Origin of the sequence: uncultured Georgenia sp. (assembly GCF_937958535.1) — a bacterium.
Lineage (GTDB): Bacteria > Actinomycetota > Actinomycetes > Actinomycetales > Actinomycetaceae > Oceanitalea.
The window spans coordinates 1-10534 of sequence record NZ_CALGNQ010000065.1 but is presented as its reverse complement, the minus strand read 5'-3'; the positions used below and the strand labels follow the sequence as shown (position 1 = coordinate 10534).

The window sequence follows — 10534 nt, the reverse complement described above, 5'->3', positions numbered from 1 at the left end:
TCACCCCACCGTCGCGCCGAACACCACCCCGAGCAGGTACGTCACCGCGGCAGCGCCGTACCCGATGGCGAGCTGCCGCACCGCCCGGCGCAGCGGCGGCCCACCGGAGAGCACCCCGACGACCGCGCCGGTGAGCAGCAGCGCCAGGCCGACGACGACGGCGGCGACGACCACCGCCGTCGTCCCCTCCAGCCCGACGGCGTACGGCAGCACCGGCAGCAGCGCACCGGAGGCGAAGAAGCAGAAGCTCGCCAGCGCAGCGGACCACCCGGTGCCGATCTCCTCGTACTCGGCCTCCGCCGTGCCCGAGGCCCGCACGGCGGGCGAGGCGAGCACCTCGCGGGCGTGCCTCTCGGCCTCGTTCGGGTCCATCCCGCGTGCCCGGTAGACCAGCGCCAGCTCGTTGGCGTCGACGTCGAGGTGGGGGATGGCCTCCTGCGCGCGGGGGTCGGGCCGGGAGGCCTCGAGCAGCTCGCGCTGCGAGCGCACCGACACGTACTCCCCCGCCCCCATCGACAGGGCGCCGGCGAGCAGTCCGGCGATCCCGGTGAAGAGCACGGTCCGGCTGGGGACCCCGGTGGCGCCGATGCCGAGGACGAGGGCGAGGTTGGAGACGAGCCCGTCGTTCGCCCCGAAGACCCCGGCCCGGAACATGCCGGAGATGCGGCTGCGTCCCCGGGTGGCGAGCGACCGCACCACCTCCCCGTGGATCCGCTCGTCCGCGGCCATCGTCGACGTGGCGTCGGCGTCGTCGGCGTATGCGGACCGGGCCTCGGCCCGTTGGGCGAGGGCGAGCACGAACACCCCGCCGAAGCGGCGGGCCAGCCACCCGAGCACCCGGGTCCGCAGGGCGCCGCGCCGGGGGTGGCCCTCGTGCTCACCGAGCAGCCGGCGCCAGTGCTCCTCGTGACGGCGCTCGGCCTCGGCGAGCGCGAGGAGGATCTCACGTTCCTCCCCCTCGCGGCGGCTGGCGAGGTCGCGGTACACCGCGGCCTCGGCGCGCTCGTCGGCCAGGTAGCGACGCCAGCGCCGGATCTGGGCGCGCGTCGGCTCAGGACGGTCGGACATGTCCACCAGGGTCACAGGGTTCCGGACGATGGGGAAACGAGGCCCGCCTTCCCGAACCGGGCCACTTCGGGCGCCCTGACTCGACCGCTACGGGCCGGCTGAGCGGGCGTGGGCCGCGGCGATGAGCTCGATGACGGCGAGCGACTCCCGCGGGTCCACCGGCAGCGGGCCGCCGCCGCGCAGCGCCTCGGCGAGCAGCCGGTAGAACTCCTGGTAGCGGCCCGGCTCGCTGGGCACCGGCCGAGCCTCGTCCCCCACCCCGAGGACACCGGCCGCCTCCGCCGGTTCGCGGCCGTACTGCGGCGCCGACGGCGACATCCCGCTCGCCAGCTGCGCCTCCTGCACGTCACCGGTCACCTTGACGAACGACCCCGCCGAGCCGTGCACCCGCATCCGCGGCCCGGGCTGTGGCGTCGTCGTGCTCACCGTGAGGTGCGAGCGCACGCCGTTCTCGTGGCGGATCGAGACGAAGGCCTCGTCGTCCGACCCGCCGCGGTGGGCAGCGAGCTCGACATGGACCTCGGCGGCCGGTCCGAAGAGGACGAGCGCCTGGTCGAGGAGGTGGGATCCCAGGTCGAAGAGGACACCGCCACCCTCCCGCCACGTCGCCGCGGCCTTCCATGCCCGCCGCTCGTGGGTCTTCCACCGCTCGATCCGGGACTCGAAGCGCCACACCTCCCCCAGCGCGCCCTGGGCGAGCAGCCGTCGCAGGGTGAGGAACTCGCTGTCCCACCGCCGGTTCTGGAAGACGGTGAGCGGGCGGCCGAGCTCCTCGGCGCGGCGGACCAGCTCCCACCCTGCCCGCGGGTCGGCGCACATCGGCTTGTCGACGACGACGGCGCACCCCGCCTCGAGCGCGGCCCTCGCCACCGGCACGTGGCTCGCCGGCGGTGTGGCCACCACGACGAGCTCCGGGCCACGGGCCAGCGCCTCATCGAGGGTCGCGACCACACGGGCGTGCGGGTGCAGCCGGGCCGCGTCGGCGACCCGCTCGGGCGCCGAGGTGACGACGGTGTCCAGGCGGTAGCGCCCGTCGTCGGCGAGGAAGGGCCCGTGGAACACCCGCCCCGCCAGGCCGAAGCCGACGAGGGCGGTGGAGATCGGCAATGCGGTCAGATCTCGGGCTGGGGTGGGGTGGGCCGCATGGTGCCCCCGTCGGACGCGGACCCGCTGGAGCCGGTGATCCGGCTCTTGACCGTGTCGGCCACCCGGTCGGTCATCGCCGCGGCCTGCTCCTTGGCGACCTGGCTGACCTTCTCCTCCACCTTCTGGACACTGGACTGCACCCGCGGGTTCTCCCACACGTGCTGGCCGGCCGACTTGATCTTCTCGAACTGCTGACGACCGGCGCGGGCACCGAGCAGGTACCCGACGCCGACGCCGGCGAAGAACGACAGCTTGCCCATGAACGTCCACCTCCGAGAGTGATGTGCAGGGACCCACCCTACGGTGACGCCCGCCACTGTGCGCGCCCCGCCACCGGCCGCGCGGCGCGGGCGGACTAGGATCGCCGGGTGAGCACCGAGCAGATCGCCGAGAATGACGCCGCCGTCGCGGAGGCGCTGGCGGACTCCACCTCCGCCGCCTCCCTCGAGCGCACCATGCTGCGCTCCCAGCAGATCGAGGCGGAGATCGACGCAGACCCCTCGCGCTTCCGTGTCCTCACCGGGGACCGGCCCACCGGCAACCTCCACCTGGGCCACTACTTCGGCACCCTGGCGAACCGCGTCGCGCTGCAGAACCGGGGGGTGGAGACCTGGGTGCTCGTCGCCGACTACCAGGTCATCACCGACCGCGACGCCGTCGGGGAGATCCGCGAGCGGGTGCTGTCGATCGTCGCGGACTACCTCGCGATCGGCCTCGACCCGGCGCGCACGACCATCTTCACCCACTCCGCCGTCCCGGCGCTGAACCAGCTCATGCTGCCGTTCCTCTCCCTCGTCACCGACTCCGAGCTGCGTCGCAACCCGACGGTGAAGGCGGAGTACGAGGCGACCGGCGGGCGGCCGATGTCCGGCCTGCTCCTCACCTACCCGGTGCACCAGGCCGCCGATATCCTCTTCTGCAAGGCCAACCTCGTCCCGGTCGGCAAGGACCAGCTGCCCCACCTGGAACAGGCCCGGGTCATCGCCCGCCGCTTCGACGAGCGCTACGGCCGGGCCGAGCCGGACCGCCCGGTCTTCCCGGCGCCGGAGGCGCTGCTCTCCGCGGCGACCAACCTGCTCGGCACCGACGGGCAGAAGATGAGCAAGTCCCGCGGCAACACCATCGAGATCGGGATGGACGCCGACACGACGGCCAAGCGCCTGAAGAAGGCGGTCACCGACGCCGACCGGACCATCACCTACGAGCCGGAGCGGCGGCCCGAGGTCTCCAACCTCGTCCTGCTCGCCGCGCTCGCCAGCGGCCGCGACCCGCACGAGATCGCCGCGGAGATCGGCGACGGCGGCGGCGGCGCGCTGAAGAAGGTCGTCATCGAGGCGGTCAACGAGCACTTCGCCCCGATCCGGGCGCGCCGGGCCGAGCTCGTGGCCGACCCGGGCTACCTGCGCCAGGTGCTCGCCGAGGGCAACGCGCGGGCCAACGAGGTCGCCGAGGCGACCCTCGCGGAGGTCCAGACGGCGCTCGGGATGGTCTACTCCTGAACCGCTGAGGTCCGCCCGTGCGGGCCGGCACGGCCCGCTCTAGCCTCGGGAGGGTGAGCACCCGCACCACCGACCGCCCGCTCGACGTCGTCGTCCACGGGGCGACCGGCTTCACCGGTCGGCTCGTCGCGGAGTACCTGGCCGCGCATGCCGGCGACGCGCGGGTCGCCCTCTCCGGGCGGTCGCGGGAGCGGCTCGCGCAGGTGCGCGCCGGGCTGGGACCGGCCGCGGCGGCGTGGCCGCTCCTCGTGGCCGACGCCGCCGACGACGCCGCCCTGGCCGAGCTCGCCCGCTCGACCCGGGTCGTGGCGACGACGGTGGGACCGTACGGCCGGCACGGGCTGCCGCTCGTCGGCGCCTGCGCCGAGGCCGGCACCCACTACGCCGACCTGGCCGGGGAGGTGCTCTTCATGCGGGAGAGCGCACGACGCCACCACGCGACGGCGCAGCGCACCGGAGCCCGCATCGTCCACGCCTGCGGTTTCGACTCGGTGCCCTCCGACCTCGGGGTGCTGCTGACCGCAGAGCGTGCCCGGGCCGACGGCGCCGGCGAGCTGCGGGAGACGACGTTGACCGTGCGCGAGCTCAGGGGCGGCGTCAGCGGCGGCACGGTCGACTCGCTGCGCGTCGAGATCACCGCCGCCCAGCAGGGTGACGCTGCCACGGTGCTCGCCGACCCCTACGCCCTGGTCCCCGACGGCGCGGACCCGCCCGGCCTGGAGGACCGGACGCCGATGCGGCCGTTCCGGGACGTCGCGACCGGGCTGTGGACCGCCCCGTTCCCGATGGCCGGGGTGAACAGCCGGGTGGTGCACCGGAGCAACGCGCTGCTGGGGTGGCGCTACGGCCGCGGCCTGCGGTACCGCGAGGTCATCGGCCTGGGGACCGGTGCCCGGGCCCGCCGGCGCGCCCGCGCCCTGACCGCCGCACTACTCCTCGTCGGCGTGGCGCTCGTGCTGCCCCCGACGCGGCTGCTCGCCGACCGGCTGCTCCCCGCGCCCGGTGAGGGCCCCGGCGCCCAGGCCCGGCGCCGCGGCCGCTTCCGGATGGAGGTGGTCGCCCGCACCACCGGCGGCGGGCGGTACCGCACCGTCGTGGCCGCCGACGCGGACCCGTACACCGCCTCCGCGGTGATGCTCGGGGAGGCGGCGCTCGCACTGGCGCTGGACGGGCCGCGGCTGCCCGGGGGCGGCGGGGTGCTCACCCCGGCGACGGCGCTGGGCACGGACCTGGCCGACCGGCTGGTCGCGGCCGGTCTCGAGATCTCGACCGGCCCGGCCTGAGGACCGCGGGACGCCACCCCACCCGGGTCAGCAGCTCACCGGTCACGGGCCAGGGGCACGACCCGGAGACGCACGTACCCGGGAACGTCTACGCCCGGGTGCCGGCCACCCGCTCCCGCACCCGCCGCGCCGCCGCCACGAGGTGACGCAGCGAGGGCTCGACCTCCTCGTAGCCGCGGGTCTTCAGCCCGCAGTCGGGGTTGACCCAGAGCAGCGACGAGGGCACCGACTGCGCCGCCAGGTCGACGAGCTCGGCCAGCTCCTCCTCGCTCGGCACGCGCGGGGAGTGGATGTCGTAGACGCCGGGCCCGACGCCGCGGGCGAAGCCGGCGGCCCGGAGCTCGGGCAGCACCTCCATCCGGGACCGGGCCGCCTCGATGCTCGTGACGTCGGCGTCGAGCGCGTCGATCGCGCCGATGACGTCGCCGAACTCCGAGTAGCACAGGTGGGTGTGCACCTGGGTGCGGGGCGCGGCCACGGCCGTCGCCAGCCGGAAGGCGTTCACCGACCACTGGAGGTAGTGCGCGTGGTCCGCCGACCGCAGCGGCAGCAGCTCGCGCAGCGCCGGCTCGTCGACCTGGATGACCCCGATCCCGGCCGCCTCGAGGTCGGCGACCTCGTCGCGCAGCGCAAGCGCCACCTGGGTGGCGGTGTCGGCGAGCGGCTGGTCGTCGCGGACGAAGGACCAGGCCAGGATCGTCACCGGGCCGGTGAGCATGCCCTTGACCGGCTTGTCGGTGAGCGAGGCGGCGTAGCGGGACCACTCGACGGTGATCGGCGCGGGCCGCGCAACGTCGCCCCAGAGGATGGAGGGCCGCGTGCAGCGGGTGCCGTAGGACTGCACCCACCCGTGCTCGGTGACGGCGAAGCCCTCGAGGTGCTCGGCGAAGTACTGGACCATGTCGCTGCGCTCGGGCTCGCCGTGGACCAGGACGTCCAGGCCGAGCTGCTCCTGGAGCCGGATGACCCGCTCGATCTCGGCCCGCATCGCCGCCGTGTACTCGGCCTCGCTGATCTCCCCGCGGCCGAACCGGGCGCGGGTGCGGCGGATCTCCGCCGTCTGCGGGAAGGAGCCGATGGTCGTGGTCGGCAGCGGGGGCAGGTCGAGCACCTGCGCCTGGGCGGCGGTCCGCTCGGCGAAGTCGGCCCGGCGGTAGTCGGCGTCGGTCAGGGCGGCGACCCGGTCGCGCACGTCGGCGCGCCGCACGCCGGGGTGCTGGAGGCGGCTGCGGCGCCGGTCGGCCGCCGTCGCGAAGGCCTCCCCGGCGGCGTCGCGCCCCTCGAGGAGCGCCGTCGCCAGCGCGAGGACCTCCTCGACCTTCTGGTCGGCGAAGGCCAGCCAGCTGCGCAACTGCGGGTCGAGCGCCGTCTCCGCGCCGACGTCGTAGGGCACGTGCTGCAGGGACGTCGACGTCGTGACGCACAGCCGGCCCTCCCGCGCGGCGCCGGAGCCGAGCCGGGACTCCAGCTCGGCGAGCCGCCCGAGCGCCGCGTCCAGATCGGTGCGCCACACGTTGCGGCCGTCGACCACCCCGCCGACGACGACGGTGTCCCCGAGCCCGCCGAGCACCTCCGCGGACGGCACCGAGCCCCGGACGAGGTCGATGCCGACCGCCTCCACGCCGGTGCCCGCGAGCACCGGCAGCGCGTCGTGCGCCTGGCCGTAGGCGACCGGCACGAAGAGCGCCGGTCGCTCGGGGCGCGTGGTCTGCCGGGCGAGCACGGTGTACGCGCGCTCGACGGCGGCGAGCACCGTCTCCCGCGGCGTCCCCCAGTCGACGGCGAGGGCCGGCTCGTCGAGCTGCACCCACGGCGCGCCGGCCTGGCCCAGGGCATGGAGCAGCTCGACGTACACGGGCAGCAGGTCCGCGAGCCGGTCGAGCGGGGTGAAACCCTGCGGTGGGGCGGCCGCCGGGGCCGCGCCGTCGCCGTCGTCCTCGCCCACCGCCTTGCTCAGCAGGAGGAAGGTCACCGGGCCGACGACGACCGGCCGGGTGGTCACGCCCTCCGCCGCGGCCTCGAGGAAGAGGCGCACGGCGCGGTCGTCGGCGAAGCGGAACTCGGTCTGCGGGCTGATCTCGGGGACGAGGTAGTGGTAGTTGGTGTCGAACCACTTCGTCATCTCCAGCGGCGGCAGCTCACCGGCGCCGCGGGCAAGCGTGAAGTACCCGGGCAGGTCGAGCGCGCCGTCCTCGTCGAGGAGGTGGGCGAACCGGGGCGGGACCGCCCCCACGGTGACGGCGGCGTCGAGCACCTGGTCGTAGAAGGAGAAGTCGCTGGGGATGGAGGAGTCGTCCGCTCCCAGTCCCAGACCGACCAGCTGGGCTCGCTGGCGCCGGCGCAGGTCGGCGGCGGCGGCCTGGAGGTCGTCGAGCTCGCTGCGCCCCGCCCAGAAGGACTCGACGGCCCGCTTGAGGTCGCGGCGGGGGCCGATCCGCGGGTACCCGAGGATCGTGGCGGCGGGAAGCTGGGGGGCGGTGCGGTCGGTCATCACAAGGTCCTCGTGGTCGTGGTGGTCAGCGGCCGGTCGAGCCCGGCGACGACGTCGAGCGCCGGCCGGTGCTGGTTGAAGGTGAACAGGTGCGTGCCGGGGGCGCCGGCCGCGAGCACCTCCTCGAGGAGGGCGACGGTGGCGGCGACGCCGATGCGGTGGCGCTCCTCGTCGTCGGCTGCCGCGGCGAGCCGGGCGAGCAGGTGCGGGGGGACGGGGACGCCGGTGAGCTCCTCCAGCCGCAGCAGCCGGCGCGGGTCGGTCAGCGGGACGACCCCGGCGACGACGGGCAGGTGGACGCCCGCAGCGCGCGCCTCGGCGACGAGCGCGAGGTAGTCGGCGGGGTCGAAGAAGACCTGGGTGACGGCGTAGTCGGCGCCGGCGTCCTGCTTCTCCAGCAGGGCGGTGACGTCCTGCCGGCGGGTGTGGGTGGTGCCCGCCGGGTAGGCGGCGACGGCGACGCTCAGCCGGCCCGACGTCCCGAGGCGGGTGCGCTCGACCTCGCGGATGAGCGCGACGAGCTCGGCGGCGCTGCCGACCCCGTCGGGCTCCGGCTCCCAGGCCCAGCGGCCCGCGGGCGGGTCGCCCCGCAGGGCGAGGAAGTCGCGCACGCCGTCGTCGACGAGGGTGCCGACGAGCCGCGCGAGGTCCGCGCGCGTCGCCCCGACGCAGGTGAGGTGGGCGACCGGCGGGACGGTGGTCTCGGTGATGATGCGTCGCACGAGCTCACGCGACGCACCGCGGGAGGACCCGGACGCGCCGTAGGTCACCGAGAAGAAGTCGGGGCCGCCGGCAGCGAGACGGAGTGTCGTCTCCCACGTCGCCGCCGCCCTGGCGGGTGTGCGCGGGGGATAGAGCTCGAAGGAGACCGTCGGTCGTCGACGCGGCACAGTGACGAGGCTAGCGGTGCTCATCGGCATCTCCCATCGGACCTGGCGTTAGCACCCGCTCCCGGGTTCCCGGGGGGTTGCTGCGGCGTCGTCGAGCCAGGACTCTCGGCCGCTCTGGATGGTGCTGCGCATCGTCGTCAGGCGGTCAGGCAGCGGGCAAGACCCGTCCGCCCTCCGAGACGTCACCGGGCGCGGGCCCGCTTCGTGAGACACCGGGCGGTCCGCGCCGCCCGGCGTACGGTGGCCCCATGGCAACCAGACGTCACGATGAGCTCGTCGGGTCGGACACGGTCGCCGAGCGGACCGGCCGGCCACGTGAGGAGTGGCACGGGCTGCTCGACGCCGCGGGCGCCACGAGCTGGACGCACAAGCAGATCGCCGACTGGCTCGTCACCGAGCACGGCGTCGACGGGTGGTGGGCGCAGGGGATCACCGTCGGCTACGAGCAGGCCCGCGGGATGCGTCTGCCCGGCCAGCGCCCTGACGGGACCTTCGACGCCAACGCCTCCAAGACCATCGCCCGTGGAGCGCAGGAGGTCTTCCCCCACCTCGCCGAGGACGCGCTGCGGTCCGCCTGGCTCGGGGAGGGCTGGCACGTCACCACCGCCACCGCGCCGAAGCGGGTGCGGCTGAGGAGCGAGGACGGCAGTCGCGCGGTCCTCGAGGTCACCGCCGTCTCACCGGTGAAGACCCGCGTCTCGGTGCAGCACGCGAAGCTCCCCGACCCGGACACGGTGGCCGAGAAGAAGACCTTCTGGCGGGAGGCGCTGGACCGGCTGGCCGCGTCGCTGGGCTGAGCGGCAGCACCGGGGGGCCACCCCGGTTGACGCGCCGGGTGCGTCCAGTACCGTGCTGCACCTGGAGCGGAGAGCTGACTCCGCGATATGGAACCGCCGGCGCTGCTGCCGGCCACGGGGGAGGTTCTATGGACAACCTGGCCGTTCTGGCACTGCTCGCCTTCCTGCCGGTCCTGGTCATCGGGGTGCTGCTCGTCGTCCTGCGCTGGCCGGCGAAGTACGCCATGCCGATCGGCCTCGCCGTCATCGTCGTCGTCGCCGGGACGGCGTGGGAGATGGAGTGGACCGCCATCGGCGCCTCGGTGGTGCAGGGACTGCTCATCGCGGTCGGCCTGCTGTGGATCGTCTTCGGGGCGCTGCTCCTGCTCGAGACCGTCACCAAGAGCGGGGCGCTGCAGACGATCCGCGCCGGGTTCACCACGATCAGCGCCGACCGCCGAGTCCAGGTCATCATCATCGCCTGGCTCTTCGGCTCCTTCATCGAGGGCGCCGCGGGCTTCGGCACGCCGGCGGCGGTCGTCGCGCCGCTGCTCCTGGCACTCGGCTTCCCGGCGATCGCCGCGGTCATGGCCGGGCTCATCATCCAGTCCACCCCGGTGAGCTTCGGCGCGGTGGGCACGCCGATGATCGTCGGCGTGGGCACGGGTCTGTCCGGCACCGACGGCCGCTTCGTGCCCGCCGTCCAGGAGCGTGCGGAGGCGCTGGGCATGGGGCACGGGGAGTTCGTCGCCCACACCGCCACCCAGGTCGCTACGATGCACGCCGTCATCGGGCTGCTCGTCCCACTCCTCATGGTCTGCCTGCTCACCTGGTTCTTCGGTGAGCGGCGCAGCATCCGCGCCGGGCTGGCCGTGGCCCCGTTCGCCGTCTACGCGGCGCTGGCGATGACTGTGCCGTACGTCGTCGTCGCCTACGTCCTGGGCCCGGAGTTCCCCTCGCTGCTCGGCGGGCTCATCGGGCTCACCCTCGTCATGTACACCTCGTCCAAGGGCTTCCTCATGCCCCGGGACACGTGGGACTTCCCCGCGCGGCGGACCTGGCCGACGCTGTGGATGGGCACCATCGACCCGCAGGTCGAGCTCACCGGCGAGCGGCCCCGGATCCCGACGGCGCGGGCGTGGAGCCCGTACGTCGTCGTCGCGCTGCTGCTCCTCGCCACCCGCAACATCCCACCCGTCAAGGAGTTCCTCACCGGCCCGGCCGTCATCGAGGTGTCGGACATCTTCGGCACCGGGATCTCCCAGACCCTGGACCTGCTCTACTCCCCCGGCGCGATCTTCGTCCTCACCTGCCTCCTCACCTACGGCCTGCACCGGATGAGCGGGGCGATGGTGCGCGCCTCGTGGCGGGTGGCCGGTGG

9 protein-coding genes and 1 riboswitch are annotated in these 10534 nt (G+C 74.6%); of the genes, 4 read left to right on the top strand and 5 right to left on the bottom strand.

What is annotated here, in order from left to right:
• The 3 genes from Q0195_RS03950 to Q0195_RS03940 all read right to left on the bottom strand — a co-directional run bounded on the left by Q0195_RS03950 (position 1) and on the right by Q0195_RS03940 (position 2474).
• Positions 1-1068 (bottom strand): VIT1/CCC1 transporter family protein, encoded by a 1068-nt coding sequence (locus tag Q0195_RS03950; RefSeq protein WP_299274855.1) that lies wholly within the window; start codon positions 1066-1068, stop codon positions 1-3.
• Between the two features lie 87 nt (positions 1069-1155).
• Positions 1156-2175 carry a Gfo/Idh/MocA family oxidoreductase gene (locus tag Q0195_RS03945; protein WP_299274853.1) on the bottom strand — a complete coding sequence of 340 codons (1020 nt, stop codon included), beginning with the start codon at positions 2173-2175 and terminating at the stop codon, positions 1156-1158.
• Positions 2176-2180: 5 nt separating this feature from the next.
• Positions 2181-2474, bottom strand: a complete 294-nt coding sequence (locus Q0195_RS03940; RefSeq protein WP_299274850.1) for a YtxH domain-containing protein — start codon at positions 2472-2474, stop codon at positions 2181-2183.
• A gap of 195 nt (positions 2475-2669) precedes the next feature.
• On the opposite strand from Q0195_RS03940, the gene trpS reads away from it, so the two are divergent.
• Both trpS and Q0195_RS03930 read left to right on the top strand, forming a co-directional pair.
• Entirely contained in the window at positions 2670-3713 is a 1044-nt protein-coding gene (gene trpS, locus Q0195_RS03935) for a tryptophan--tRNA ligase (RefSeq protein WP_299274859.1), read from the top strand.
• A gap of 53 nt (positions 3714-3766) precedes the next feature.
• Positions 3767-4996 carry a saccharopine dehydrogenase NADP-binding domain-containing protein gene (locus Q0195_RS03930; RefSeq protein ID WP_299274847.1) on the top strand — a complete coding sequence of 410 codons (1230 nt, stop codon included), beginning with the start codon at positions 3767-3769 and terminating at the stop codon, positions 4994-4996.
• An 88-nt stretch (positions 4997-5084) separates the two neighbouring features.
• Here the strand turns inward: Q0195_RS03930 and metE are convergent, their stop codons facing one another.
• Positions 5085-7487, bottom strand: coding sequence for a 5-methyltetrahydropteroyltriglutamate--homocysteine S-methyltransferase (gene metE / locus Q0195_RS03925; protein WP_299274844.1), 2403 nt, complete (start codon positions 7485-7487; stop codon positions 5085-5087).
• Positions 7487-8401 (bottom strand): methylenetetrahydrofolate reductase, encoded by a 915-nt coding sequence (locus Q0195_RS03920; RefSeq protein ID WP_299274842.1) that lies wholly within the window; start codon positions 8399-8401, stop codon positions 7487-7489. Before Q0195_RS03920 ends, metE begins: the two co-directional genes overlap by 1 nt.
• Positions 8402-8407: 6 nt before the next feature.
• A riboswitch (SAM riboswitch) is annotated at positions 8408-8502 on the bottom strand.
• Positions 8503-8625: 123 nt separating this feature from the next.
• Here Q0195_RS03920 and Q0195_RS03915 point away from each other — a divergent pair.
• Together Q0195_RS03915 and Q0195_RS03910 are read left to right on the top strand one after the other, a co-directional pair.
• On the top strand, positions 8626-9174 hold the full coding sequence (locus tag Q0195_RS03915) for a hypothetical protein (protein WP_299274839.1): 549 nt from the start codon (positions 8626-8628) through the stop codon (positions 9172-9174).
• Between the two features lie 128 nt (positions 9175-9302).
• Positions 9303-10534: L-lactate permease (locus Q0195_RS03910; RefSeq protein ID WP_299274836.1), on the top strand; the 1232-nt coding region annotated here is incomplete at its 3' end.